Source organism: Clostridioides sp. ZZV14-6153, from assembly GCF_020657855.1.
Classification (GTDB): Bacteria; Bacillota; Clostridia; order Peptostreptococcales; family Peptostreptococcaceae; genus Clostridioides.
This window is the reverse complement of sequence record NZ_JAGWCZ010000004.1, coordinates 199,481-226,435: the sequence shown is the minus strand read 5'-3', so window position 1 is coordinate 226,435 and position 26,955 is coordinate 199,481. Positions and strand designations below refer to the sequence as shown.

Below are 26,955 nucleotides of genomic sequence, written 5' to 3'. Positions count from 1 at the left end.
AAAAGTGCTACAATAAACCAAATTGTTGTTTTCTATATTCAGTAAGCAGGAGGTGGTGATATGAAAAAACATAATATTTTATTTGTATCAACTGATGACAAAATAAATATGGATATCTCAGAACAATTAGAAAATATTTTTGGAGAATTTTGCAATATAGATAATATGGTTTACATAGATAAAATAAATATAGAGATATTAAAGTATGAATTAATAGTATGTTCAGATAATGATATAAAAGAATATATACACAATAATATTGATAAAAATATACCTATTGTGATAATACATCGTACAATAAATATTGAACATATAAATCAGATAATTAGCATAGAAAATGATTCTGAAGTTATGGTTATAGATGATTATAAGGAGTCAGCAGATGAAACAGCTAAGATAATTAAAAAGTTAGGTTTAATTCATATTAATCTTATACCATATTATCCAGGGTGTGATAAGGTAAATTGCGAGGTTGGAATTATTACAGGTAGTAGAAATAATGTGCCACAAAATGTAAAACAAATAATTGATATAGGTGATAAAATAATCGATATAAATACAGTCATAGAAATTTTTACAAAACTTAATATATCAATAGATAAATTACATATTATTAAAGAAAAATATAATGAAGATACTGTAAGTGGATATAGGTATTATACAACTATGAACAAAACTATGAAGAGTTTCTTAGAGATTATTGATGAAGGAATAGCCTCTATTGATAAATTAGGCAAATTTATATACTGTAATAAAATATTCTCAAATCTAGTTGGAATAGACCAAAATAAAATTATATCTAATAACTTTATGGATTTGTTTAGTGACAAGGTTGTTAAAAAAATGTTTTTTCAAGAGGATGAAGTTAATGATGAAGTAGTAAATCTAAATAATAAAAAACTTATAATTAATAAGGTAAATGTATACGAAAATCATGAACGTGTAAAGAGTATTATAAGTATTAAAGACATAAGTGATATACAAACACTTGAAGATAAAATCTATAATAAATTTCAGACAAAAGGATTCGTATCAAAGTACACATTTGAGAATGTTGTGGGTGAAAGTAAGATAATAAAAGAAAAGATTAATATTGCAAGGAAAATAGCAGCTACAGATTTTTCAGTTTTAATACTTGGAGAAAATGGAACTGGAAAAGAGATATTTGCTCAAGCAATACATAATGAATCTCTGAGAAAGAATAAACCATTTATTGCAGTTAACTTATCTTCTTTATCAGATACTCTTATTGAAAGTGAACTTTTTGGCTATGAAGAAGGAAGCTTTACAGGAGCAATAAAAGGTGGAAAAATGGGGATATTTGAAAGAGCTCATACAGGGACAATTTTTTTAGATGAAATAGGTGACATATCCTTAGATGTACAACAAAGGCTTTTAAGAGTTTTACAAGAAAAAGAAGTTATGAGAATGGGTGGAAGTAAAATCATACCAATAGATGTTAGAATTATAGCTGCAACAAATAAAAATTTAAAACAGAAAATTAAAGAAGGTTCTTTTAGAGAAGATTTATATTATAGGATTAATGTACTACATATAGAAATACCTAAACTTAGAGAGCGAAAAGAAGATGTACCTCTTATAAGTGAGTATTTTTTAAATGAAATAAACAGTAATAAATGTTTTACAGAAAAATCAATAGAGGCATTAAAATTATATAAGTGGCCAGGCAACGTAAGAGAGCTTAAAAATTTAATATATTATATTGATACTATAGTAGAAGAAGATATCGTGGACTATGAACATTTACCAGAACAATTTAAATTTGAAGAAAATAATATTTTAGTCAATGAAAAGTTTGATTCAATTATTTTGGATTTTAAACAATCGAATTCTTTAAATGAAAGTATTTGTATATTGAAGAATATAGAAATTTGGAATAATAAAAATATATCATTAGGAAGAAATAAATTACAAGAAATCTTAAAAGAAAAAGATGTTATCTTGAGTGTAGACCAAATAAGACAGAGAATAGATAAATTAAAAAATCATGGATTGTTATTATCTGGTATAAAAAAACAGGGTAGCTTTATAACTAATGAAGGTAAAAATTTTATATCGTATGTAAAAATAAAGGGGAAAATATAGGGTGTCAAAAGAAAAAAACACCTTAAAAATCCCCTATAATAGTTTGAAATAAATAAAGATAATTTTGAATATTAATATAATTTTTAAAATAGTGAATTAAAAATAAAAAAACATTTCTAATAAACAGTAGTAAATCGTCAATTTATTACTGTTTTTATTTTTATAATAATTGAGTATACAATTAAAATTTATATTTTGGCATGTTAATTGCTCTATAGTGTAAATATAAAAAATTGTAGAACTTGGAGGAAATTATTATGAAATCAGCTTATAAAGGATATGAAGCCTATAGTTATTTGGAAAAGGGAAAAGATATTTCATCTATTGAAATGTGTAAGGGAGACAAGAGAGTTGATGAGTATCTTATTGAGTTAGATGATATTCAAGAAGCAAAGGTTAAAAGTATTGTAGATGAAAAAGTATTTATATCTTTACATGAACATCCTGTTTTATTTCCAGAATATTTAGAAAGAGATATATTTGAATACAATAGAGAAGGTAAACAAAGATGTGCTTATGAGGCATTATCAAGAGGGTATTATGATGCTATATTTGATAATTTAATGGATGGTGTATGTACAATAACATCTAATTCAGGATGGAAATGGGATGATATATTAATTGATTTAGGTATGAGATTATGTGACTTAGCTCATCAAGATTTTGTTATAAAGTGTGAAAAAGTAGAAGATATATATATAGCAAAAAAAGAAGGAAAAGTAGCTTTGATACCTACCCTAGAAGGAGCTGCACCAATAGAAAATGAACTTGATAGAATAGATATTCTATATGGATTTGGCATAAGGTTAATGGGTATAACATACAGCGAATCTAATGCATTGGGTTCAGGATTGAAAGAAGAAAAAGATGGTGGACTTACGAATTTTGGTAGAAAAGCTGTTGAAAGAATGAATAAGATTGGAATGGCTATAGATTGTTCTCATGTTGGAGTTCAAACGACACTTGATGTTATAGAACACAGTAAAGACCCAATAATATTGAGTCATGTTGGGGCAAGAAGTCTATGGAACACAAAGAGATTGACTCCAGATGAAGTACTAATAGCATGTGCTAAAAAGGGTGGGGTTATAGGTGTAGAAGCAGCACCACATACTACAATAACTGAAAAAAACAAAGAACATTCAATAGAGTCATTTATGGAACATTTTGAGTATATTAAAAGTTTAGTAGGGATAGACCATGTAGCTTTTGGACCGGATACAGTATACGGTGACCATGTTAAATTACATTCAGTGTTAGCTGCTAAATTTGATATAAAAAAGATAACTGGCACAAAGGAACATCCTAAAGTAGAGTATGTGAAAGGTCTTGAAAATCCAACTGAAACTTCAAAAAATATTGTTAGATATTTAGTAAAACATGGATATAGTGATGAGGAAATAGAAAAGGTGTTGGGTGGAAACATACTTAGAGTGTTGAATAAGGTCTGGAAATAAGGTTTAAATATTTTAATAAAATTTGAGGATTTATAGGGAGGTTTTTTGCAATGGATTATTTAAAATTAGCCAATCATCCACTTTTGTGGATAGCAAGTACAGTAGCTGTGTCAATAGTAGTAGTACAATCTCTTGTATTTGCTATAAAATCTTGTAAAGTTGGGAAGACGATGGGGATAACTGACAAGCAAATAAAATCAGCTGTTAAGAGTAGTGCTATTTCAGCTATAGGCCCATCAATGACTATATTTGCTGGGATGGTTTCACTTATAGTAACTATGGGTGGACCTATAGCATGGATGAGATTATCATTTATAGGTTCTGTAATTTTTGAATCTATGTCAGCTGGATTTGGAACAGATGCACTAGGGATAACTTTGGGTTCTCCTGAGATGACAAAAGTAGCATTTACAAATGCAGTTTGGACTATGATATTAGGTTCTTTAGGGTGGATAATATTTACATTATTATTTGGGCATAAGTTAGATAAAATAACGAATGTTATTTCTAGTGGTAAGAAATCATTTATACCAATAATATCTGTAGGAGCAATGTTAGGTTCATTTGCATACTTAAATGCTGATAGAGTATTGCGTTTTGATAATGGAACAATTGCTTGTATAAGTGGGATGATAATAATGGTAATACTATGTATGATTGAAAAAAAGAAAAATATAAAATGGCTGAGAGAGTGGGGTCTTACCATATCAATGTTTAGTGGAATGATAATAGGTTCAATAATATAAGGGGGGAGTTTTATGAGTAAAGTAAAATCTATATACAACGAAGAGTACTTACCTTTTATGATAAGGTATGGGAGATTGACATTATCTTTAGGTATTATAGCAGCATTAGTTCCTGGAATAATTTTAAGTTTTGGATTTGGTCTTATGCCTCCAATATCAGCATTATTAGCAAGTACAATGGCAATCGTTAGTATGAGTGCACCAAACTACATAATAGAGCCAGTTTCTTATTCACCAATTTTAGGAATACCAGGAACTTATATGAGCTTTCTTTCTGGAAATATATCTAATATGAGACTGCCATGTTCAATAGCAGCTCAAAAAGCAGCAGAAGTTGAATCAGGAACTGAAGAGGGTTCAATAATATCTACTATAGGAATAGCTGTATCTATTCTAGTAAATATAAGTATTTTGACTTTTGGAGTAATTTTAGGAGGAAGTGTATTGTCTAAAATACCACCTGAAGTAGTAGAAAAATTGAATTTAATTTTACCAGCTTTGTTTGGGTCAGTATTTGGACAAGTTTTTTTACAAGATAAAAAGCTAGGATTAGTAGCAATTGTAATAGCTGTATTAACTATTATATTATCAAAGCAAGGTATAATACCACAGTCTTTAGTAGTTCTTATATGTGTATTTGGTACTATATTGATTGCAAGAGTTATGCATAAAGATAAACTTAAGGACTAGTAAAAAAGATAAACTTAGAGGCTAGTAAAATTAAAAAAGTAAAAAGTTTAAAATATAAAGAATTATAGTAAAGGCTACTGCAATAAAATTATATTTTAAGGGGTGAATAATGTGGTATATGATTTAGTTTTAAAAAATGGATTTATAGTAGATGGTACTGGACAAAATGGTTTTTATGGAGATATAGCGATAAAAAATAACTTAATAGTGAGAATAGATTCTGAGATAAATGATGATACAAATAAAATGATAGATTGTCATAAAAGAGTTGTAACACCTGGATTTATTGACCCTCATGTTCATGAAGAAATAGTAGCAATATTAGATGGTAAATTTGAAAAATTCCTAAAACAAGGTGTTACAACAACTATAAATGGTAATTGTGGTCATTCTATAACACCATATTCTTCTGAAAATGTATATGAATATATGTATAAGAATGGTCTATTACTTGAAGAAGAAAAAAAGTATCTTATAGATAAAAATAAGCATTGGAATAGTTTTACAGGATATTGTGACCTTATATCTAATAGTGGAATAGCTATTAATATGGGATTTCTATTGGGTCATGGCACTATAAGATGGAGTGTTATGGGAGGGTCTAAAGATAGACCACCTACAGAAGAAGAAAAAATAGAAATTACAGAGATAATAAATGATGGTATGAAAAGTGGGGCTTTTGGAATATCTACTGGATTGGCATATATACCAAGTAAGTATGCTGATATTGATGAATTAGTTGAGATTGCAAAACTAATAAAAGAACATGATGGTATATATACGTCTCATATTAGGGATTACATAGGAAGATATAATGCAGTAAAAGAAACTATAGAAGTTGGTGAAAAAAGTGGAGCTAGAGTACAAGTATCCCATTTAAGCCCAGTTGAACTAGATGCATTTGATGAGATATTAAATGCTAGAGACAATGGTGTTGATATTATGGTTGATACAGTACCAAGAAGTTCTGGACATTGTATGAAGAAAAAAAGAGTACTTCAATTTATTATGGCAATATCATCTAGTTTGTTTGAATTAGGTATGGATGGCGTTATGGATGCCCTTAGGAATGAAGAAGGAAGAGCCCTGATATTAAAAGAGGCATTTATACTTGGAGATAGAGGAAGTATAATACTTCTAAATACCAATAATATTGATATGGAAAAGAAATCAATACGTGAAATAGCTATACAAAAAGGTATAGATGAGAATAAGTTATTACTAGATTTACTTTTAGATGGAGATGAAGAACTTATATTTTGCCTAGGAGGAATGTACAGGGGAGATTTTCCTGATAAATTACATGATAAAAAGATAATAAATAATCCATTTGTTATGGTTGGTTCAGATTGTTTGTTTAGTGTAGGTGGAGATATGTCATGGTTTGAGCTTCAAAGAAGAGGGGCATTTCCAATTTTCTTTGATATGTATAAAAAATCAGGTGTTAGATTGGAAGAAGTAGTAAGAAGGGTAACTTCATTGCCAGCTAACCAGTTTAAAATAAAGGATAGAGGTATACTTAAAGAGGGTAAAATAGCTGATATAACAGTAATTGATATGGAAAACTACAGCTACCCTAGGTCTGAAGAGATTGACTTCTCAAATCCACAGTTATTAGCTAGAGGTGTTGAATATGTAATTGTAAATGGGAAAATTGCATTAGAAGAAGGTAAAGTTACTAAAAATCAATGTGGTGAAGTATTAAAAAGATAAAATATTAAAAAATAATAAAAATTTAGAAATTAAATAAATAGATAGTAAAAAAACGAAGTTTGAATATTATTTAAATAAAAATCACTCTTCGTTTTTTTATAATAGTATTAAATCTTAATTTATATGGACAATAAAAAGCATGTACAATAAGAAATGTACAAAAAATAATTTACTTTTATAATAAAAAAATTGAGATTTTTATTTATTGAAATATGTAGAAAAATTGGGAAAATAAATGGTTATAATTTTGAAAAAGAAATTTTTTGTAAGTAGATAAAGATAAACTTCTTCTAGAAAATGTTAAAAAAATATCTAGCAAAAGAGAGTTTCAATATCAGAGAATGAGAAAATAATAAAAAATAGTTATTACTTTTTATATATATTAAAATAATATTATATTATAAAATATATATACTATGTCTAATTTAATTAAATAAACGATAAAATATTTATATTTATCCAATAATTAAGATTTTTATGATATTTAATAAATGTTAGTTACTATTTATTATTTATTATATTTACTGAAATAGCGTTATATGGCGAAAATAAGAGGTTGCATATATTTTATAGAAATAAATATTAAAACGAATATTGATAAAAAAATAACGTAAATTTAAAAATTAAAGTGTTTTAATACTGATTTTATTCTACAGATTGATTATTATTTTTACTTTAATAATTCTAAATAAAACTAAAATTAAATTATCAGAATAATCTTGACAGTCTAAAATCGTGACTGTATAATACAATTAAAAATCGGATTAATTACCTAGCTTACAAAAAATAAAAATAATGCTAAAAGCAAACGTTTTATTTTTTTAGTAACTAATCCTCCGCCACTCCTTAAATTAGAGCTTTTCTAATTTCAAAATGTATTACTAAAACTTCATAATGTAACTGTGCAATATTTATTAGGCTCTAACTTTTAAGGTTACTAATAATTTATTACATGGCTCCATACATTTGGCGGCAATGGCGGGAGCGATAAGGGGTAAGATATGGAAAATTACAAGTATGGATTTAATGACAAGCCAAAGCTTCTAACAGCAATACCACTTAGTATGCAACATGTTTTTTCTGCTTTTGCAGGTACTATGTCGGGTGCCATTTTAGTAGCTGTGGGCATGGGTCTCTCACTAAGTGAGACTGCATTTTTGATTCAATGTTCGATGTTGATTGCAGGGGTGAGCACCATACTGCAATCTATGGGAATTGGACCAATAGGGTCACGGTTGCCAATTGTTACTGGTGGAAGTTTCACCTTTGTAGCACCATTAATTGCCTTAAGTACAAATAATGATGTTGGTATTGCTGGAGCTTTTGGAGCAGTACTTGTAGGAAGTCTAGTTTTAACTTTAGTAGGACCTCTTGCAGTAAAATATTTACATAAATATTTTACACCTACAGTTACAGGAAGTGTTGTTTTGGCAGTAGGTTTATCACTTATGAGCTCTTCATTTGACTATGCAGTATCTTTTGATGCTCATGGACCTAATGTAGTTGCTAATTTTTCTTTAGCTGTATTTACATTGTTGTTGACACTTATTTTAAATCAATTTGGAAAAGGTTTTCTCAAAGTAGCATCCATAATAATTTCAATAGTAATAGGCTATGTAGTAGCAGTAATATTTGGTATGGTTGACTTTTCTAGTATGGCACAAGCAAATTGGTTTGCAGTGCCAAAGCCTATATACTGGGGATTGGAGTTCAACTTGGGCGCTATTATAACCATATGTACAATTCATATTGTGACAGTTATGGAAATAATAGGAGATACGACAGGGGTTGTTAGTTCTGTTGAAAACCGTCTACCTACGCAAAAAGAATTGATGAGAGCTGTTAGAGCAGATGGAGTTGGAAGTTGTTTTGCAGCTTTGTTTAATGGGCTTCCAGTCATATCAGGTAGTCCAAACATAGGAATAATTTGTATGACAGGAGTTGCAAGTAGGTACATAGTAGCACTTGGGGGAGTAATGTTAGGTATATTAGCATTTTTCCCAAAGTTTGCCCAAATATTAGCTTTAACACCAGACCCAGTTATTGGAGGTACATTAGTTATGATGTTTGGAACAATTGCATCATCAGGTATTAAGGTTATTGGAATGGGAAAGATGACAAATCGTAACATAACAATTTTAGCAGTTTCGCTGGGCATTGGTATGGGTGGTTATTTTAATCAAGCTGCATTAGCATTTTTACCAAGCATTGTAGTCACTTTAATGACTGGTATATCTGGAACAGCTCTATTATCTTTAATACTAAATATCGTATTGCCTAAGGAAAAAGAGGATGTAGTGGAAAGTAAAGTAAGTTGTAAAGCTTAGAGAACGTAATTCTAAAGGATATCCAAGAAGGAGCGCCTTGCTTCTATTTTTTTTACCAAAAATAGGATTGAACTTTGAAGGAAACCTAATAGCTTGCATTTGAGCAGAATATAATCTGAAAGGATATCCAAGAAGGAGCGCCTTGCTTCTATTTTTTTTACCCAAAAACCTTAAAAAACTAAATAATCAAAAGATATGATACTCATTTTAATAAAAGTATAATCTGAAAGGATATCCAGGAGGAGCGCCTTGCTCCTCCTTTTTTAACAGTAATTATGGATTTTACTTGTCAAATGAGTGTAAATAACTTGGATAAATTATTAATCAAAGATTAAATTTCATAGAAAATATTAAAAATTAAATTATGTGGAGAGAAGGTGGAGATTATAGATGTTATTGAGCTTGATATAAATGGCAGATTGAGAGAGGTGAGTATAAAAAAAAGTTGGACTTTACTTTATGTTTTAAGAGAAGTGTTTAATTTAACTGGAAGTAAGTGTGGATGTAGTACTGGTGATTGTGGAGCTTGTAAAATAATTTTAGATGGAGAAGCAGTTAATTCATGTTTGATTCTAGCAAGAAATGCAGTTGGGAAAAAGATATTGACAATTGAAGGGTTGTCAGATGGTATCAATATACATCCAATTCAACAAGCATTTATTGATTGTGGAGCTGTTCAATGTGGGTATTGCACTCCAGGGATGATAATGTCGGCAAAAGCCCTGTTAGATAAAAATCCAAATCCTTCTGAGGAAGATGTTAGAAAGTCTATAGACAATAATCTTTGCAGATGTACAGGATATGTAAAAATTGTTGAGGCTATACTTTTATCAGCAAAAAGGATGGGGGGTATAACCTGTGAGTAATAATTTTAAAGTTATTGGTGAAAGAGTCCCAATAAGAGATGCTGTACTTAAAGCTACTGGCCAACTTAGATATACTGCAGATATGAAAATTCCAAATATGCTTTATGCTAAGGTTTTATTCAGCCCTATAGCGCATGCAAAAATTAAAAAAATAGACACATCAAAAGCTGAGAAATTAGAAGGTGTAAAAGCTATAGCCACTTATAAAAACTCACCTCAAAAAGCCTTTAATAGTGCCATGAGATTTTATGAACATGAGTTGCCAGAGGTTGAACATATCTTTGATGATACTGTTCGTTTTGTGGGTGATAAAGTTGCAGCCGTTGCAGCTGAAGATTTACAAACGGCTGAAAAAGCATTGAAGCTTATTGAGGTTGAATATGAAGAATTACCCTCAGTATTTAATCCAGAAGAAGCAATACAAGAGGGTGCATATCCAATACATAAAGGGGGAAACAAGCTTGCAGTAAATGTACAGCAGTGTGGAAATATTGAAGAAGCCATGAAAAAAGCTGATTATATTTTTGAAGATAAGTATACACTTCCAGCTATACATCATGGTGCAATAGAAACTCATGTGGCGATTGCAGATTATGATTACAGTGGGAAACTTACTGTTTATAGTCCTAATCAAAACACTTTTGGATTTAGGATAATCTTATCTAATTTATTTGGATTACCAATGAATAAAGTTAGACTAGTAAGTCCAGCTATTGGAGGAGCTTTTGGAGGTAAATTAGAGATTACAATTGAGCCAATTGTAGCATTATTAGCAAAACTGTCAGGTAGGCCAGTCAAACTAGAACTTAACAGGAGAGAAACTATTGCTTCGACAAGAACTAGACATGGCGCAGTTGTATATCTAAAAACGGGTGTTATGAAGGATGGTCAAGTTATAGCACAAGATATGAAAGTTCTGACAAATACAGGTGCATATGCATCAAGTGCTTTAAATGTAATTGGAGCAATGAGTCATAAAGTGTTTAAAGCATATAAGATTGAAAATATGAGATATACGGGGATACCAGTGTATACAAACACACCAATTGCAGGAGCAATGAGAGGGTATGGTTCTCCACAAGCTTTTTTTGCTCAACAATCCCAACTAAATAAAATTGCAAAAAAACTAAATATGGATATTTTAGATTTACAGCTTAAGAACTTAGTCGAACCAGATGGAATAGATCAAAGATTTAAAAGTCCTCATGGAAATCCAAGACCAATAGATTGTATAAAAAAAGGTGCTGAAATGTTTGACTGGAAAAAACAAATTAGACAGCAAAATGAATCAAATGGTAGATTTTTGATTGGTGTAGGTATGGCAGTTGGTTCACATGGAAATGGATGCTTTGGAGCACATAGAGATATAACAGCTTTAATGTTGAAAATGAATGAAGATGGTTCAGCTGTATTATATACAGGTACTCATGATATGGGAAATGCATCTGTAAGTGTTCAAGTACAAATTATATCTGAAGTACTTGGAATAAGCCAGGAAAAAATAGAATGTATACAGGCAGATACAGAAGCATCACCATGGAATTTAGGAGATTACGCAAGCAGAGGAGTTTTTGTATCTGGAAATGCAGCTTTAAAAGTAGCAAATTCAGTAAAAAAAGAACTTTTAAAGGAAGCATCCCAACTTTTAAAAGAGGATGAAGAATATATAGAATTTAAGGATGAGAGAGTCTATTCTATCAAAAATAACAACAAACAAGCCACTTTATGTGATGTCATGATACATGCTCAAAAGGTAAGTTTAAGAGAGATTATAGGAGCTGAAACTTTTGCATCTCAAACTGGAGCAAGTTCATATGGTGTACATTTTGCTAAAGTTGAGGTCGATACTAAACTGGCAAGTGTAAGAGTTTTGGAATATGTTGCAGTTCATGATGTAGGGAAAGCTTTAAACCCAATGTCTGTAGAAGGTCAGATTGAAGGAGCAATTCAAATGGGAATAGGATATGCGTTGACTGAAGCACTTGAATTTGACAATAGAGGAAAAATAAAAGCTAATTCATTTCGCTCGTATCATATGATAAAGGCTAGTGAAATGCCCCAAATAAAAGTTGGCCTGATAGAATGTGGAGAACCTGGAGGTCCATTTGGAGCTAAGAGTATAGGTGAATGTTCTGTTGTACCATCAGCACCAGCAGTAGCAAATGCAGTAGCAAACGCATTAAATTGTGATTTTTATAGTTTGCCAATAAAGAAAAGTATTTTACTAGATAATATAAATATTTAATGTTGCTTTATACAAAAGAAATTAGTTATACAAAGTAAAAAGATATTTATTTAAAATACTTTAGATATTAAAATGTAAGACCTTTTTCTAAATGTAAGTTTAAATTATATAAATGTAGAGGGTGTGATGAATTTTGAATTTAAGGTTTAAAGATAAGGTTGTTGTGATAACAGGAGCAGGGCAGGGGTTAGGAGCAGGATTTGCTTTAGATTTTGCTATCGAAGGAGCAATAGTAGTCTTAATTGGTAGAACCAAAAGCAAATTGGATAATGTTGCAGAACAAATCATTAAATCTGGAGGTAAAGCTTTTGTTTCAGTTTGTGATGTAAGTAAACCTAAAGATGTAGAAGTTTGTTTTAGTGAGGTAATAGATAAATTTGAGAGTGTAGATGTATTGATTAATAATGTTGCTCTCCATAAATCAGCTCCAGTAGTTGATACTACAATTGAAGATTGGGATGCTCAGATAAAGACTAATTTAAGTGGAACTTTTTATTGTACTAAGGCTGTCCTTAGAACAATGATTGATAAAAAGTATGGAAAAATAATAAATATTAGCTCTACAGCAGCAAAACACTTTTTTCCAGGCTTTGGAGCATATGCTGCTTCTAAAGGAGGAATGGTAAGTTTTACTCAAACATTATCTGAAGAAGTAAAAGAGTATGGAATCAATGTAAATGCGATATATTTAGGGATGACTAACACTGAATATACAAGAAAAAGATTTAACTATGATGATGCAGTTACGATACCGCTTGAAGAAATGTTGCAAGTGGAAGAAGTATCAAAAGTTGTAACTTTCTTAGCATCTGATGAAGCAAGTCCAATAATGGGAGCTGCAATTGATGTATGTGGTAAGAAAGCATAAAAATATATATTGAGAGGTATAAAGATGATAAGTTTAAACAAGAAAGCTATGGTGGTAGTGAGAGAGATAATAGAAGATGCAGAAGCATTGGGATGTGAAATTATTAAGATGGATTGTGGAGCAACTATAATTGATATGGGCTTAAATTGTAGTGGAAGCTGGAAAGCAGGTGTTTTATTTACTAGGGCTTCTATAGGTGACCTAGGAACAGTGTCATTAGGAGATTTTAAATTAAATGATGAATATTCTTTCTCAGCAGTTGAAGTATTTATAGATAAACCATTGATTGCATGTATGGGTTCACAGATTGCTGGATGGAAACTTGGAGAAGGTGAATTTGCAACTATTGGGTCAGGACCAGCAAGAGCTTTAGCAAGAGTTGAATCAGACTGGTATTTTGAAATGACTCCATATAAAGATACTTATCATGAGGCAGTTTTATGTATCCAAGATATAAAATATCCCAATAATGAAACAGTCTTAGAGGTTGCAAATGCTTGTAAAGTAAAACCAGAAGACACATATATATTAATTTCACCAAGTACATGTATTGTAGCATCAATGCAAGTATCAGCAAGAATCATTGAGCAAGTATGTCATAAGATGTTTGAAAAAAACTTTGATGCAGGTCAAATTGTACTTGCGAGAGGAAAAGCACCAATAGCACCTATAGTAAAAGATGAACTTAAGACTATGGGAAGAATAAATGATGCATTGATTTATGGTAGTGAAACTGAGTTTTGGGTAGATTCAACTGATACTGCCATTGCAAAGACTATACACCAGTTAGCAGGGAAAACGTCATCTCCAAATTATGGGGAATTGTTTGAAGATGTATTTGTGAAGGCAGGAAGAGACTTTTTCTATGTAGACCATGATGTACATTCAATAGGCAAAATACAAATACATAATATAAACACTGGAAAATCATTTTCGGCAGGAGAAATAAATTATTCAGTACTCGAAAAAAGTTTCTTAAAATAAACAATTTAAAAATTTATTGATTCAGGGGGAGATAAGATGGCATTAGGTAAGTTAAGATTAGAAAAATTATACCGTGACATGGTTATGATTCGAAGATTTGAAGAAGTAATAGAAATATATGCTGCCAATGGAACAATACCAGGATTTGTTCATTTAAGTATAGGGCAAGAGGCTTGTCAAGCAGGTATAGTTGATGCACTTAGAAAAACAGATTATAAATTTCCAGACCATAGAGGTCATGGAACTATAGCACTTTGTGGTACTGACCCAAAACTTGTAATGGCAGAAATTTTTGCTAAGGCTACAGGGATAAATGGTGGTAGAGGCGGTTCAATGCATATAAATGATATTGAATGTAGAAATATGGGATTTAATGGAATACAAGGTTCAACTATGGTAACTTGTCTTGGTACAGCTTTTGCATCTGTGTATAAAGAAACAGATGATGTTACAGCAGTATTTCTAGGAGATGGAACTTTAGGAGAAGGAGCTTGCCACGAAAGTCTTAATATGGCAGCAACATGGAAGCTTCCTATAATATATTGCCTACTTAATAATCAATATGCTATATCTACACACTATACAGATTCACATCCTCAAAAAGAGTTAAAAACTTGGGGTGAGGGATATGAGATTCCAAGTTTTAGGGTAGATGGAAATGATGTAGAAGCAGTAATTGAGATAGTGGAAATAGCAGCAGATAGGGCAAGAAAAGGTGAAGGTCCAACTTTAATAGAGTTTCTTACTTATCGTTGGCAAGGTCATTTTGCAGGAGACCCAGCAGCATATAGACCAGAAAAAGAAGTTAAGTATTGGAAAGATAGGGACCCAATAAAATTAACTAGAAAGATACTTATTGAAAGAGAAGGCATGTCAGATGAATCACTTAAGCAAATAGAAGAAGAAATAGAGGCTGATGTTCAAGAAATGCTGAGATTCTCATTGGAGAGTCCATCACCAGATATTAAAGATGCAGTTACACACACATATGTTGATAGAGAGGTGGAGATAAGATAATGGGAAGAAAACTTTCATATGGAATGGCAATAAATGAAGCACTTCATCAAGCTATGGAAAATGATGATAGAGTTTTTATACTAGGTGAAGATGTAGCTAAAATGGGTGGAGATTTTGGAATTACCAAAGGAATAATGGCTAAATGGCCAAATCGAATAAAAGATACAGCGTTATCAGAATCAGCTATATTAGGATTATCAAATGGTGCAGCACTTTGTGGGTTAAGACCAGTTCCAGAGATAATGTTTGCAGATTTTTTGGGAGTTTGTTTTGACCAACTTGTAAATAATGCAGCAAAATTAAATTTTATGTTCCAAGGAAAAGCACATTGTCCAATTACTGTTCGTGCTGTACAGGGAGGTGGTATACGCTGTGCATATCATCATTCAGTTTGTGCAGAGTCATGGTTTATGAACACTCCTGGACTTGTAGTAGTTTCACCAACAACACCTTATGAAGCTAAAGGGATGTTGCTTTCAGCTATAAAAAACGATAATCCTGTATTATTTTTAGAACATAAGATGCTATACAATGTCAAAGGGGAAGTGCCAGTTGAGCCATATGAGATTCCTCTATATGAAGCTGAGATTGAGAAAACTGGAAGTGATATTACTATAGTAGCTACTCAAATGATGTTAGGATTAGCACATAAAGCAGCAATTCAACTTGAAAAAGAAGGGATTGATGTAGAGATAATCGACCTTAGAACTGTATTTCCTTATGATAAAAAAACTATAGTAGAGTCAGTTGCGAAAACTAGTCGATTGGTTATTGCTCAAGAAGGTCCAAGAGTTGGAGGATGGGCAGCTGAAATATCTGCAATGATAAATGAAGATGTATTTGAGTACCTAAGTGCACCGATAAAAAGAGTTACATCAATTGATGCTCCAGTAGCATATGCACCAGTTTTAGAAGATTTTGTTTTACCAAAATTAGAAAATCTAATTAAGGCTTGTAAGGAAGTTATGCAATATTAGTCAGGGGAGGATAAACAATGATTACAGAGGTTAAGATGCCTAAGTTTGGTCTTTCTATGGAGGAAGGAACAATTGGCACATGGTTGATTGAAGAAGGAAGCGTAGTAAATAAGGGTGATGAAATTTTAGAAGTTGAAACTGATAAGATTACTAATACTGTTGAAGCGCCAGAAAGTGGGGTATTGAGAAAAATATTTTTTGAAGAGGGCGATATTGCTAATTGTGGAGAACTAATTTGTATAATTGCAGAAGCTAATGAAGATATTAGTGGATTTGATTTGATAGATAAAACTGATAATGAAAAAGAGGCAGATATTTTAAATTTAGAAAATACAACTAAGGCAAAAGGTTTAAATATAGAGAAAAGAATAACTCCGAGAGCTAAAAAAATAGCTGAGGAAAAAGGAATTAACTATTCAAATATAGAGGGAACAGGAATACATGGTGCAATAACAATTGATGATTTGAAAAATTTTATGAACAGTAATTCAGTAGAAGAAGTTATGAAAGTCAATAAAAATAAAGTAGTAGAAAAAGAAGTACGGCAAGAAGTTACTCCTATTTCTCACGTTAATAACATTAAGGTAAATATAGGGGAAAATGATTTGGTAACTAAGATGACACCAATGCAAAATGTAATAGCAAAAAAAATGCATGAGAGTTTGTTGACAACAGCTCAAACTACAATTGCCACTGAATTAGAAATTACTAGCTTATCAAAAATATATAAAGGATTGAAAGAAAAGTATAAAAAAGTAGGAGTTAAATTAAGTTATACAGCTCTTATAATAAAGGCTGTAGCTGAAGCTCTTGAAAATCATCCTAAACTTAGAACGCAAATAGTTGATGAAAATCATTTTAAAATAAGTAACGAAATTAATATAGGTGTAGCTGTAGACATTCCAAATGGCTTGGTGGTACCTATAATAAAAAATGCAAATTTAAAAGATTTAAAAACAATATGTATTGAACTAAGTGATTTAAGTGAAAGAGCTAAAAATAACAAGTTAAATTCTGATGAAATGAGTAATGGAACTATCACTATAACTAACTTAGGGATGTTTGGAATAACATACTTTACCCCAGTGTTAAATACACCAGAAAGTGCAATTTTAGGTATTGGAAGTATAATAGAAAAAGTTCTTGTAAAAGATGGTGCATTTTATGCTGGTTTAATAATGAATATGAGTTTAACTCATGACCATAGAGTAGTAGACGGAGCACCTGGAGCACGTTTTCTTCAAGAAGTTACACAAAATCTTTTGGATTTTAGATGGATGTAATTAAAATATATGTAAAATAATTTTATAGTACACCAGTAATCTGACAGATAGTTTGTTATGCGTTTCTCGAAAGATTTTTTCTCTCCAAACTATCTGTCAAAATCAAGACATAGCAAAAAATTATATGGAGGTTACTGCATGAGAAAAGTAGATTTGATAATTAAAAACGCTTATCTAATTTCAATGAATAATGAGAGGGAAATACTAAATGATGCTTGTATAATAATTGAAAAGAACAAGATAATTGATATAGGAAAGACGAATTTACTAGAAGAATACATCTCTGAAAAAATTATAGATGCTAGAGGTAAATTTGTTTTACCTGGATTTATAAATACTCATTCTCATCTATTTCAGACTTTGTTAAAGGGATTAGGAAGAGATAAACTGTTGTTAGACTGGCTTGATAGCTCTGTTAGAAGGGCTATACATAAAATAGATGAAGAATGTTGCTATTATGCAGCCTTAACAGGATGTATAGAAGCAATTAGAACAGGCACAACTACTATACTTGACTATATGTACTGCCATGGAAAAGAAGGGCTTGATGATAGCATAATTCAAGCATTTGAAGACTTAGGAATAAGAGGAATACTTGGTAGAGGGTTTACAGACACAAGTAAATTTCCAAAAGAATTTGGCTGTACTTATCATGATACAGAACAAAAGTTTTTTGATGATGTTAGAAGATTAGAGAAAAAATATAGAGACCACTCGAGAATAAGTTTAGCATTAGCTCCTGGAATTATATGGGATAACACAGAAGAAGGATACAAAGAAATGAGAAATATAGCCAATGAGCTTCATATTCCAATAACTATGCATTTACTTGAAACTGAGGACGATGATAAATACTGTTTAGAAGATAGAGGTATGAAGACTGTACCATATCTTGAAAAAGTAGGAATTTTAGGACCTGACTTTATTGCAGTTCACTGCATACAAATGTCAGATGAAGACATAGAACTATTTAAAAAATATGATGTTAAAATATCTCATAATCCAGTATCTAATATGGTTTTAGCGGCAGGAGTAGCACCAATTCCAAAGCTTATTGAAAATGGATTAACTATAAGTTTAGCTTGCGATGGTTCAGCGAGTAATGATACTCAAAATATGTTAGAAGTAATGAAAATGACTACATTATTACAAAAAGTTACTCATAGAGATGCAAAGCTTTTACCTTCGTCAAGTGTGCTGGAAATGGCAACACTTGGAGGAGCAAAATCCATAAATAAATTAGACTGCTTAGGGTCAATAGAGATAGGAAAAAATGCTGATATTATAATTTATAATCCATATAAAAGTGCAATTTCTATACCAGTTCACGACCCAATTAGTTCATTAATATATTCATCTACTCCAAATAATATAGAAACTTCTATTATAGATGGAAAAGTAGTTATGGATAATAACAAGATAGTTAATATAGATGAAGAAAAAGTAATATATGAAACTCAAAAAATATCAAGTAAGTTAATAGAGGATGTTGGTCTAGGAAATGTACAATGGGGAAAAAGAATTTATGGATTGTAAAAAATACTTGGGAGAGGGCGGTCAAAGTATGAATAAGCTTGAGTTTTTCAACATACCAAAAAATAATTTAAAAATAAATGTATTAAATAGAAATGAAAAGATATTAGACACTATAAAAGAAGAATCTAATGAAAATGTCTGTATACCAGATGCTTTAGAGTATTATACGGAGTTGTTTTTTCCAAAATCAAAAGATAAAAGACCATATATATTTTCATCTATGGTGCTTTCATCCGATGGAAAAATGGCATATGAAGACAATAAAGCAGGACCTTTAATTGGAAAAAATAATTTTGTTGATCCAGATGGAGCCTTGGCAGATTTTTGGGTTTTAAATGTTCTAAGAGCATATTCAGATGCTGTGATTATAGGGGCTAGAACGTTGCAAAATGAACCTGGGATAACATGTCATGTATTTGATGAAAGTTTGACACAGCAAAGAAAAGACTATTTAAATAAAAAATATCAGCCATGTGGAGTAGTAGTTTCTTTTGATGCTACAGATATTCCATTTGACCATTATACATTTAGAGTTGATAAGAGTCAGGAATATAAAATGGTTATAGCTACATCTCCAAATGGTTGGGATTATATAAAAGAAAATTCTCCTTTAAAACACAGATGTATAGGAAGCTTTAATTCAATTAAGGATGTTGATGATTATAAATTTGAAGAATTATACAAAGATTTTGATGTTTGTCCTGTAATTGTAACTGGTAAAGATAGTACTCCAGACTCTAAGATATTACTTTATGTACTTAAAAGTCTAGGGATAGAAAAAATGTGTATAGAATCTCCTTCATATTGTACTCATCTAATTGAAAATGAATTATTAGACGAATATTTTATGAATTATTCTATGGTATTTGTTGGTGGAAAAATGACTCCAGGTTGTACAACAGCTTATAGCTACTTAGAACATCCACATTCGGAATTATTGACAGTAGGAATGCATAGAAATAATTTTATTTTTACACGTCAGAAACTTTGCTATGGTATTAAAAATCAAGTAGATTTAACAAGCTATAAATATTGATACTAAAATTTTAATTATAGATATTAATATCTATAACTTAAAAGGAGGAAAAATAAATATGAACACTGATTTAATCGTAATTGGTGGTGGCCCAGGTGGGTATGTTGCAGCGATTCGAGGAGCTCAACTGGGGTTAAAAGTTGTAATTGTAGAAAAAAATGAATTTGGAGGTACTTGCCTAAATACAGGTTGTATTCCTACAAAGACACTATTTAAAGATGCACAGGTTTTAAATTATTTTAATCATGCTGAAGAATATGGGATAAAAGTTGATAAATACAAATTAGACTTGGAAAAAGTGCAGAAAAGAAAGAAACATATAGTTAAGACATTAACTAGTGGTGTAAAAGGATTATTAAAAGCAAATAAAGTGACTGTAGAAAAGGGGGAAGCAAAGTTAATAGGTAAGGATTCTGTAGAAATAAAATTAGATGATGGTTCAAAGAAGATAATTAAAGGAAAAAATATTTTAATTGCATCTGGTTCAAAATCTTCTAAGCCTCCTATTAAAGGAATTGATTTAGAGGGAGTAATAACAAGTAAAGAAGCTTTAGAAATAACTAATTTGCCTCAGAAAGTAGTAATAATTGGAGGAGGAGTTATAGGAATTGAGTTTGCAGGAATTTTAAATGAATTTGGTTCAGATGTAACTATAGTTGAGTTCTTGGATAATATAATTCCTATGGTTGATAATGAGGTATCTAATAGATTAACTAAACTACTTAATAAAAGGGGGATTAAAATACTACTTTCATCAAAAGTAGAAGAAATATTTAAGAGTGATAAAGAACTAGTAGTAGATATAAATAAGAATGGAGAAAAAACAAAGATTGCTTGTAATAATGTACTTGTATCTACAGGAAGAGAGTTAGATGTAGAAGGACTAAATCTAGATAATTTAGGCATCAAATATGATAAAAAGGGAATAAAAGTTGATGAAAATTACTGTACGTCTGTACCAGGTATTTATGCAATTGGAGATGTGATTGGAGGAATAATGCTTGCACATGTTGCATCTGAAGAAGGCAAAGTAGCTGTTGAACGAATTGTAGGGGAAAAAACAAGTGTAGATTATGATTTAGTACCAAATTCCATTTTTACTTTTCCAGAGGTATCTACAGTTGGATTGTCTGAAGAAGAAGCCAAAAATAAAAACTTAGACTATGTCGTTAGCAAATTTCAGTTTTCTGGCAATGGAAAGGCTCTTACAATGAATGATTCAGATGGTATGGTTAAGGTAATTGCTTCAAAAGATAAGACTACAATATATGGTGTTCATATCATAGGGCCCAATGCTAGTGATTTAATTCATGAAGCTGTAATTGCGATGAAAGCAATGTTGACAGTTGAAGAAGTTGCCAGTACTATGCATGGACATCCAACTTTACCAGAAGCTTTTGCAGAAGCTACTATGGGAATAGTAGGTAAAGCAATACACATACCTCCTGTTAGAAAGTAAAATTATAAGAAGTAAATAAAAAGTAATTATATGTAAGAGCATTATGTTGAAAGTATTTAAATAAAAAATCATTTGAATAAAAAAGTAGTCAAATATTAAAGAGGGAAGTATATAATATGAAATTAAAATCATTTGAAAGACCTTTATTTATTGAAGAACTAACTTTTAGGATAAATACTGAATTAATAGAAAAGTACTTACAATTAGATTATGAGATTTGGGTTAAAGGTCTAGAATTATTAGAAGGATTTGCTGGTTCTGAGATATGGATTAGTGAAAGTAATCCAGAAGAAATAACATCAATAATATATTGGACAGATTATAAGTACTATAAAAATATTGATAAAGACTGGCTAAGTGATAGAAAGAAAAGAATGTCTGAATTAATGGGAGAAGGAAATTTAGAGTTTGTAAGAGCAGAGCATGATGTCAATAAAAAGTATAAGCTTAGAGAATATAAATAATAAGATTAAGTGCACTGAACAACTATACATAAATAATACTTTAGTTAAAATAAATATCATTTAAGTTAAGAATTAACTAGATTAAGATGTGTATAGCTCAAAATTAATTGTTAATAAATTCATGGTCGTAAAGAAAAATAAAATTTATGGGAGGATTTATTTTATGAAAGAGCACGATACATCAAAATTTCATCTAGAGGGAAAACCGCCTTTAAAAGAAGCTTTACCTTTAGGATTACAGCATTTTGTTTCAATGATAGCTGGTAATATGGTTCCAGCTATGCTTATATCGAATATAGTAGGGCTTGATAAACAGATGTCAACTATGCTTATGCAAGGTGCTATGTTGGTAGCTGGAATAGCAACTTTACTACAATTGTACTCAATACCACTATTTAAAGGGCATAGGCTGGGTTCAAAGCTTCCTGTAATAATGGGAACAAATTACGTATTTTTAGGAGCCTGTCTTTCAGTGGCTGGCAAATACGGACTTAAAGCTCTTTTTGGAGCTCAAATTGGAGGAGCAATAGTAGTGTTTTTTATAGCCTTTGGAATTAAGAAGATAAGACATTTATTTACTCCAATTATAGCAGGTACAATGATTGCTTGTATGGGTATTAGTCTATTTCCAACTGCTGTAAAAAATTTAGCTGGGGGAGAAGGCTCAGCCACATTTGGAGAACCTATAAATTTTGCAATAGGGCTTATAGTTGTTATAGCTATAATTTTGCTTATGAAATTTGGCAAGGGTTTGGTTCAAGATGCTGCAATTTTAATAGGTATAATATTTGGTTATTTAGTGTCACTTGCATTTGGATTGGTTGATTTTTCTGCAATTCAAGGGACACCAATATTTTCTTTTCCAAAACCATTGGCATTTGGTCTAGAGTTTAGACTTGATTTAATATTAATGTTTGCCATTTTATTTATGGTAGCTATAGCTGATATGATGGGAGCAGCAACAATTGCTACAATGGGAGCTATGAATAGAGAGGTTACAGATAAAGAATTAGAGTCTGCTACAATGGGAAATGCATTAACATCTATAATTGCATCTGTATTTAGTTCAATACCAACAGGAGTATTTGGTCAAAATGCTGCAATCGTAGCTATAAATAAAGTTACTAGTAGATTTGTATTGTCAATTACAGGAGTAGTATTAATTTTAGTTGGATTTTCACCATTATTGGGAGCAATCATAACGACTATACCTTCATGCATAATAGGAGGGGTCACTTTAATCGTATTTTCATCAATTGCTATGGCTGGTTATGATATGATAAGTCAATGTGGATTTACGTCAGATAACAATCTTATAGCAGGAGTTTCAATTACTTTAAGTATAGGTATAACTTCAGTTCCTCAGACTTTGGAAAAGTTTCCAGAGATTATTAGAACTTTAGTTGGAAATTCTTGTATAGTATCAGTATTTATTGTAGCGATGATAATTAAATATATATTATCAATAAAATCGAATAAGTCTAATGATATAAAAATAGAGGCTTAAATTAAAATTTGTGGGAGGTATAGAGTTATGGCTAAGATACTAGGAATATGTGGAAGTCCAAGAAAAGGAGCAACTGAATATGCAATACTACAAGCTTTAGAGGAAGCTAAAGAAATACCAGGTATAGAAGTTGACTTTTGGACTGTAAGAGGAAAAAATATAGGTCCATGTATACATTGTGATGCTTGTATGAGAAAAGCAGAAAAATGTACTATACAAGATGATATGGGCGAACTAGAGAAAAAATTGCTAGAAGCAGATGGATTTATAATAGGTTCTCCTGTTTATGATATGGGAATAACTGCTCAATTGACTGCTGTGTTAAATAGATTAAGACATATGTATTTAGTACATGGATGTAATTTGCAAAATAAAGTAGGAGCTGCTATAACTACTGGTGGAACTAGATATGGTGGACAAGAAATGGCCAGATTACCAATAATAAATTTCTTTTTAATGCATGAGGTATTGGTAACAGGAGGACTTATTGGAGGATACACTGGTGCTAGTATTTGGAGTAAAGATGCAAAGGAACAAGGTGCAAAAGATGACGAAGTAGGCATGAATACCATAAAAAGACTTGGGAGAGGTCTAGCTGAAGCTGTTAAAATATCTAAATATGGTCTTGAAAAGTGGAATATTGAAAAAGAAGAATTAGGAATAACAAGTGAAACTGAAAAAAGTCCTGTAAAAGACCACTAAAATTTATATTGCCCATACGTAAAATTTAATTAGCCCCTCTTAATATATGAGACAACCCATCATAAATATTAAGAGGGGTAATTTTGTATTTAAAATTATTTGTAATAAAATAAGATATATTAATAAATATGATAGAATATATATTATAAATTAAATTTTATAAATATAAGGGGGGAACTTTGAGTTCTTATAAATTTCTTATGTTATAAGGGCCAATATTTTATGCGGGAGTTATTAAATGTAACACTTATAATAGTACTTGTTTTAATAAATGCATTTTTTGTAGCTTGTGAATTTGCTATGGTAAAGCTTCGTAGTTCTAGGATAGATACTATGATGGCTGAAGGTAATAATAATGCTAAAAGATGTAAAATAATAAAAGATAATCTAAATTCCTATCTTTCTGCATGTCAACTTGGGATAACACTTTGTTCGCTTGCACTAGGGTGGATGGGAGAATCTACAGTTAAAGAGTTAATATTGCCAATAATAAGTATATTTAATCTTAGTGAAAGTGTTATATATACAATATCAATTTCTATTTCCTTTTTAATTATAACAATGGTAGAAGTTGTAATAGGGGAGCTTGTTCCTAAAGCCTTAGCACTTTATAATACAGAGAGAATAATGCTAAGTACATCTTTTTTGCTGATTGGATTTTATAAATTGACATACCCAATAATATACTTTTTCAATCTAAGTACTGATTTATTTCTTAAACCATTTGGATATTCACAAGCTGATGAAGTTGATGAACCACATACAGGTGATGAAATAAGATTATTAGTGGAAGAAAGTTATAAAAGCGGGCTTATAGATGAATCAGAGCAAAGATTAGTTGACAATATTTTTGAATTTGAAGAAAAGAAAATTAGAGAAATAATGGTACCTAGAACTGATATGGTCTGTATATATGAAAGTGACTCAGAGGAAAAGATATTATCTATTTTGAGAGATGAAGGTGTTACTAGGTATCCAGTATGTAAGAAAAATAAGGATGATATATTAGGATTTGTACATATAAGAGATTTGTATAATCAAAAAATAAGCAGAAATAAAATTGAACTAGGAGAAATGCTTAGAGATATTATATATATATCAGAAAATTGGACTATAGATAAGGCTCTTGAGAAATTAAGAAAAGAAAAGCTCCAACTTGCTATAGTGGTAGATGAATATGGTGGCACATCTGGTGTAGTAACAATTGAAGATATACTGGAAGAGATAGTTGGAGAAATTCAAGATGAATTTGATAAAGAAGAAACTCATATTAAGAAAATAGGAACAAGTTCTTACTTGGTTGATGGAACTGAATCAATCAATGATATTAATAAGTATTTTGGTCTTGATATAGAGCATGATGGATTTGATAGTATAGGAGGTTGGATATCCTATATGCTTGGTTCAAACATTAAAGTAAATCAAAGTGTAACTTTTGAAAATTACAATTTCACTATATTAGAATTGGATAAATTGAGGGTTGTAAAATTAATCATAAAAAGTGTAATATAATTATATCAAAAAATATTGGAGGAATTGTATGCAAAAAGTAGAAGGAATTATTTTTGATATGGATGGAGTTTTGTTTGATTCAGAGAGAATATCTCTTGAATTTTGGATAGAGACATTTGAAAAGTATGGATATACTATGACTAAAGAAATATATACATCTGTTATGGGAAGAAATCGTAAAGGGATAATAGAAGGTCTTACTAAGATATACGATAGCTCTGTGCCAATAATAGATTTGTATGATGAGAAAACTAAAAATATGATTGAATTTATGGATAGAGAAGGAGCTCCTATTAAATTAGGAGTTAATGAATTAATATCTTTTTTAAAGAAAAATGGATATAAAATGGCAGTTGCAACATCTACAAAAAGAGAAAGAGCAGTTAAAAGATTGGCTAAGGCAAATTTAAAAGAATACTTTGATGCTATAGTTTGTGGAGATGATGTTGTAAATTCTAAACCAAATCCAGAAATATTCTTAAAAGCAGCTAAAAAGATAAATGTTAATCCAAAAAATTGCATTGTTATAGAGGATTCCCCTATGGGAGTAGAGGCTGCTTATAATGGTGGTATAAAATGTATAAACGTACCGGACTTAAAAGAGCCAGATGAACAAATTAAAGCACAATCACATAAGATACTTGAAAATTTATTGGAAGTTAGAGAATACCTGAAAAGTTTAGATTCTAAAGAATGTTGTAGCCTATAATATGAAATATTAAATCAAAGAATTTAAATTTAATTTCTTTGATTTAGAATAAATCCATGGATATGAGAAAAAATAATTATAAACAATTAGGAGGAATATTCATGGATAGTGTAGGTTCTCTATTATATTTTTTATTTAATTTTTTCTTGTATGGTTTTATAGGTTGGATAATTGAAAATTTATATAGTTATTTTACTCAAGGTCATTTTCAAGAAGATGGATTTTTAAATGGTCCATTTAAGCCAATGTATGCAATTGCAATGTCTATTATAATAGAGGTCTCAAGGTTTATTGACCCAAATAATATATTTGCATTGCTTTTACTATGTTTAGTAGTGCCAACAACAGTAGAGTATATCACAGGTATAATTATGAAGGTATATTTTAATAAAGTATATTGGGATTATTCAGACTATAAGTACAATAATAGAGGGATAATATGTGTAAAATTTTCTATGTACTGGACTATATTGACTTTTATTGGAGTAAGGTATCTTCAAGTGTATGTAGTTGATAATTTGTATAGTTTAATAATGCCTTATTGGCCAATTATAGCAACTATATTATTGATAGCATTGTTTGTGGATGAAATTTTTACTATAAAATTCTTGAGAGGAAATAGAGATATAATATAACTTTAGAAGTATAAGATAAGTTTAGATTGTAGTTAAAAGAAAGCTATGCTAAAATGTTGAAATCATTTAAAGTTAGCTTTCTTTTTTATTTGATGAAGTTAATATTTTAATAAGTT

Annotated in this window: 22 protein-coding genes; all 22 read left to right on the top strand. The window is 30.6% G+C overall.

What is annotated here, in order from left to right; translation table 11 throughout:
* Window positions 1-60 precede the first annotated feature (60 nt).
* The 22 genes from KGF46_RS07740 (at window position 61) to KGF46_RS07635 (ending at window position 26,839) form a co-directional block, all read left to right on the top strand.
* Entirely contained in the window at window positions 61-2,106 is a 2,046-nt protein-coding gene (locus KGF46_RS07740; RefSeq protein WP_227827655.1) for a sigma-54 interaction domain-containing protein, read from the top strand.
* 257 nt (window positions 2,107-2,363) lie between these two features.
* Window positions 2,364-3,563 (top strand): dipeptidase, encoded by a 1,200-nt coding sequence (locus tag KGF46_RS07735; protein ID WP_227842546.1) that lies wholly within the window; start codon window positions 2,364-2,366, stop codon window positions 3,561-3,563.
* A gap of 50 nt (window positions 3,564-3,613) precedes the next feature.
* On the top strand, window positions 3,614-4,309 hold the full coding sequence (locus tag KGF46_RS07730; RefSeq protein ID WP_227827653.1) for a DUF5058 family protein: 696 nt from the start codon (window positions 3,614-3,616) through the stop codon (window positions 4,307-4,309).
* 12 nt (window positions 4,310-4,321) lie between these two features.
* The gene (locus KGF46_RS07725) at window positions 4,322-4,999 is read left to right on the top strand and encodes a hypothetical protein (protein ID WP_227827652.1); all 678 of its coding nucleotides are present in this window, start codon (window positions 4,322-4,324) and stop codon (window positions 4,997-4,999) included.
* A gap of 111 nt (window positions 5,000-5,110) precedes the next feature.
* Window positions 5,111-6,712 carry an N-acyl-D-amino-acid deacylase family protein gene (locus KGF46_RS07720; protein WP_227827651.1) on the top strand — a complete coding sequence of 534 codons (1,602 nt, stop codon included), beginning with the start codon at window positions 5,111-5,113 and terminating at the stop codon, window positions 6,710-6,712.
* A 1,001-nt stretch (window positions 6,713-7,713) separates the two neighbouring features.
* On the top strand, window positions 7,714-9,039 hold the full coding sequence (locus KGF46_RS07715; RefSeq protein ID WP_227827650.1) for a uracil-xanthine permease family protein: 1,326 nt from the start codon (window positions 7,714-7,716) through the stop codon (window positions 9,037-9,039).
* A gap of 377 nt (window positions 9,040-9,416) precedes the next feature.
* A complete protein-coding gene (locus tag KGF46_RS07710) occupies window positions 9,417-9,905 on the top strand; it encodes a (2Fe-2S)-binding protein (RefSeq protein ID WP_413840514.1) in 489 nt (162 codons plus the stop codon).
* Window positions 9,898-12,150 carry a xanthine dehydrogenase family protein molybdopterin-binding subunit gene (locus KGF46_RS07705; protein WP_227842547.1) on the top strand — a complete coding sequence of 751 codons (2,253 nt, stop codon included), beginning with the start codon at window positions 9,898-9,900 and terminating at the stop codon, window positions 12,148-12,150. Before KGF46_RS07710 ends, KGF46_RS07705 begins: the two co-directional genes overlap by 8 nt.
* A gap of 133 nt (window positions 12,151-12,283) precedes the next feature.
* Window positions 12,284-13,018, top strand: a complete 735-nt coding sequence (locus KGF46_RS07700; RefSeq protein WP_227827648.1) for an SDR family NAD(P)-dependent oxidoreductase — start codon at window positions 12,284-12,286, stop codon at window positions 13,016-13,018.
* A gap of 24 nt (window positions 13,019-13,042) precedes the next feature.
* Window positions 13,043-14,002, top strand: coding sequence for a methenyltetrahydromethanopterin cyclohydrolase (gene mch / locus KGF46_RS07695; protein ID WP_227827647.1), 960 nt, complete (start codon window positions 13,043-13,045; stop codon window positions 14,000-14,002).
* A 36-nt stretch (window positions 14,003-14,038) separates the two neighbouring features.
* On the top strand, window positions 14,039-15,019 hold the full coding sequence (locus KGF46_RS07690; RefSeq protein ID WP_227842548.1) for a thiamine pyrophosphate-dependent dehydrogenase E1 component subunit alpha: 981 nt from the start codon (window positions 14,039-14,041) through the stop codon (window positions 15,017-15,019).
* The gene (locus KGF46_RS07685; RefSeq protein WP_227842549.1) at window positions 15,019-15,996 is read left to right on the top strand and encodes an alpha-ketoacid dehydrogenase subunit beta; all 978 of its coding nucleotides are present in this window, start codon (window positions 15,019-15,021) and stop codon (window positions 15,994-15,996) included. The genes KGF46_RS07690 and KGF46_RS07685 overlap by 1 nt, the downstream gene beginning before the upstream one ends.
* Window positions 15,997-16,013: 17 nt before the next feature.
* Window positions 16,014-17,279: a dihydrolipoamide acetyltransferase family protein gene (locus tag KGF46_RS07680; protein WP_227842550.1), complete on the top strand. Its 1,266-nt coding sequence runs from the start codon at window positions 16,014-16,016 to the stop codon at window positions 17,277-17,279.
* A 138-nt stretch (window positions 17,280-17,417) separates the two neighbouring features.
* Window positions 17,418-18,815, top strand: coding sequence for an amidohydrolase family protein (locus KGF46_RS07675; protein WP_227827643.1), 1,398 nt, complete (start codon window positions 17,418-17,420; stop codon window positions 18,813-18,815).
* Window positions 18,805-19,851 carry a dihydrofolate reductase family protein gene (locus tag KGF46_RS07670; protein WP_227850230.1) on the top strand — a complete coding sequence of 349 codons (1,047 nt, stop codon included), beginning with the start codon at window positions 18,805-18,807 and terminating at the stop codon, window positions 19,849-19,851. Before KGF46_RS07675 ends, KGF46_RS07670 begins: the two co-directional genes overlap by 11 nt.
* A gap of 58 nt (window positions 19,852-19,909) precedes the next feature.
* A complete protein-coding gene (lpdA, locus tag KGF46_RS07665) occupies window positions 19,910-21,310 on the top strand; it encodes a dihydrolipoyl dehydrogenase (RefSeq protein ID WP_227842552.1) in 1,401 nt (466 codons plus the stop codon).
* A 116-nt stretch (window positions 21,311-21,426) separates the two neighbouring features.
* Complete coding sequence (locus tag KGF46_RS07660) at window positions 21,427-21,774, top strand: TIGR03792 family protein (RefSeq protein ID WP_227827640.1); 348 nt, start codon at window positions 21,427-21,429, stop codon at window positions 21,772-21,774.
* 163 nt (window positions 21,775-21,937) lie between these two features.
* Window positions 21,938-23,281 (top strand): uracil-xanthine permease family protein, encoded by a 1,344-nt coding sequence (locus KGF46_RS07655; protein WP_227827639.1) that lies wholly within the window; start codon window positions 21,938-21,940, stop codon window positions 23,279-23,281.
* A 27-nt stretch (window positions 23,282-23,308) separates the two neighbouring features.
* The gene (locus KGF46_RS07650) at window positions 23,309-23,983 is read left to right on the top strand and encodes a flavodoxin family protein (protein WP_227827638.1); all 675 of its coding nucleotides are present in this window, start codon (window positions 23,309-23,311) and stop codon (window positions 23,981-23,983) included.
* A gap of 222 nt (window positions 23,984-24,205) precedes the next feature.
* The gene (locus KGF46_RS07645) at window positions 24,206-25,495 is read left to right on the top strand and encodes a hemolysin family protein (protein WP_227827637.1); all 1,290 of its coding nucleotides are present in this window, start codon (window positions 24,206-24,208) and stop codon (window positions 25,493-25,495) included.
* 28 nt (window positions 25,496-25,523) lie between these two features.
* Entirely contained in the window at window positions 25,524-26,204 is a 681-nt protein-coding gene (locus tag KGF46_RS07640) for an HAD family hydrolase (protein WP_227827636.1), read from the top strand.
* A gap of 101 nt (window positions 26,205-26,305) precedes the next feature.
* Window positions 26,306-26,839 (top strand): putative ABC transporter permease, encoded by a 534-nt coding sequence (locus KGF46_RS07635; protein WP_227827635.1) that lies wholly within the window; start codon window positions 26,306-26,308, stop codon window positions 26,837-26,839.
* Window positions 26,840-26,955: the final 116 nt, after the last annotated feature.

Bases quoted from the DNA above. Each gene is read 5' to 3' on its own strand.
- KGF46_RS07660 (WP_227827640.1), top strand. From the start codon at position 21,427: ATGAAATTAAAATCATTTGAAAGACCTTTATTTATTGAAGAACTAACT.
- KGF46_RS07740 (WP_227827655.1), top strand. From the start codon at position 61: ATGAAAAAACATAATATTTTATTTGTATCAACTGATGACAAAATAAAT.
- KGF46_RS07730 (WP_227827653.1), top strand. From the start codon at position 3,614: ATGGATTATTTAAAATTAGCCAATCATCCACTTTTGTGGATAGCAAGT.
- KGF46_RS07655 (WP_227827639.1), top strand. From the start codon at position 21,938: ATGAAAGAGCACGATACATCAAAATTTCATCTAGAGGGAAAACCGCCT.
- KGF46_RS07680 (WP_227842550.1), top strand. From the start codon at position 16,014: ATGATTACAGAGGTTAAGATGCCTAAGTTTGGTCTTTCTATGGAGGAA.
- KGF46_RS07690 (WP_227842548.1), top strand. From the start codon at position 14,039: ATGGCATTAGGTAAGTTAAGATTAGAAAAATTATACCGTGACATGGTT.
- KGF46_RS07685 (WP_227842549.1), top strand. From the start codon at position 15,019: ATGGGAAGAAAACTTTCATATGGAATGGCAATAAATGAAGCACTTCAT.
- mch (WP_227827647.1), top strand. From the start codon at position 13,043: ATGATAAGTTTAAACAAGAAAGCTATGGTGGTAGTGAGAGAGATAATA.
- KGF46_RS07715 (WP_227827650.1), top strand. From the start codon at position 7,714: ATGGAAAATTACAAGTATGGATTTAATGACAAGCCAAAGCTTCTAACA.
- KGF46_RS07735 (WP_227842546.1), top strand. From the start codon at position 2,364: ATGAAATCAGCTTATAAAGGATATGAAGCCTATAGTTATTTGGAAAAG.
- KGF46_RS07670 (WP_227850230.1), top strand. From the start codon at position 18,805: ATGGATTGTAAAAAATACTTGGGAGAGGGCGGTCAAAGTATGAATAAG.
- lpdA (WP_227842552.1), top strand. From the start codon at position 19,910: ATGAACACTGATTTAATCGTAATTGGTGGTGGCCCAGGTGGGTATGTT.
- KGF46_RS07640 (WP_227827636.1), top strand. From the start codon at position 25,524: ATGCAAAAAGTAGAAGGAATTATTTTTGATATGGATGGAGTTTTGTTT.
- KGF46_RS07645 (WP_227827637.1), top strand. From the start codon at position 24,206: ATGCGGGAGTTATTAAATGTAACACTTATAATAGTACTTGTTTTAATA.
- KGF46_RS07635 (WP_227827635.1), top strand. From the start codon at position 26,306: ATGGATAGTGTAGGTTCTCTATTATATTTTTTATTTAATTTTTTCTTG.
- KGF46_RS07650 (WP_227827638.1), top strand. From the start codon at position 23,309: ATGGCTAAGATACTAGGAATATGTGGAAGTCCAAGAAAAGGAGCAACT.
- KGF46_RS07725 (WP_227827652.1), top strand. From the start codon at position 4,322: ATGAGTAAAGTAAAATCTATATACAACGAAGAGTACTTACCTTTTATG.
- KGF46_RS07675 (WP_227827643.1), top strand. From the start codon at position 17,418: ATGAGAAAAGTAGATTTGATAATTAAAAACGCTTATCTAATTTCAATG.